Raw genomic sequence first — 332 nt, 5'->3', positions numbered from 1 at the left:
ATTCGGAATTCACCGAGTCGTAAAACATTTGAAGGGCTATACATCCAGAATTTTGCGGATGGAATTTCGTCATCTCAAAAGCAGGCTCCCTTCGCTATGGACAAACTCCTACTTTGTTGCCACAGTTGGAACTGTTCAACTGGATGAGATTAAGAAATACATGGAGTCTCAAAAGAAAAGGAGTGATTGAATATGCACAAAGCCTACAAATTTCGGTTGTATCCAAACAATGAACAAGCGACACTCATTAACAAGACAATTGGATGCACTCGCTTTGTATTCAATTACTTTCTTGCGAAACGAAAAGACGCTTACGAACAAGAAAAGAAAAC

Annotated in this window: 2 protein-coding genes; both read left to right on the top strand. The window is 39.2% G+C overall.

Going from position 1 to position 332, the window contains the following annotated elements; all coding sequences use genetic code 11:
- The coding region (locus Q3F21_RS27270) for a transposase (RefSeq protein ID WP_340259744.1) at positions 1 to 190 on the top strand (190 nt) is incomplete at its 5' end.
- A gap of 2 nt (positions 191 to 192) precedes the next feature.
- The coding region (locus Q3F21_RS27265; RefSeq protein WP_340259746.1) for a helix-turn-helix domain-containing protein at positions 193 to 332 on the top strand (140 nt) is incomplete at its 3' end.

The organism is Brevibacillus borstelensis (genome assembly GCF_037834415.1).
In the GTDB taxonomy this organism is placed as follows: domain Bacteria; phylum Bacillota; class Bacilli; order Brevibacillales; family Brevibacillaceae; genus Brevibacillus; species Brevibacillus borstelensis_A.
Note: the sequence above shows the minus strand (reverse complement) of the source record. Positions and strands in the feature narration are given on the sequence as shown.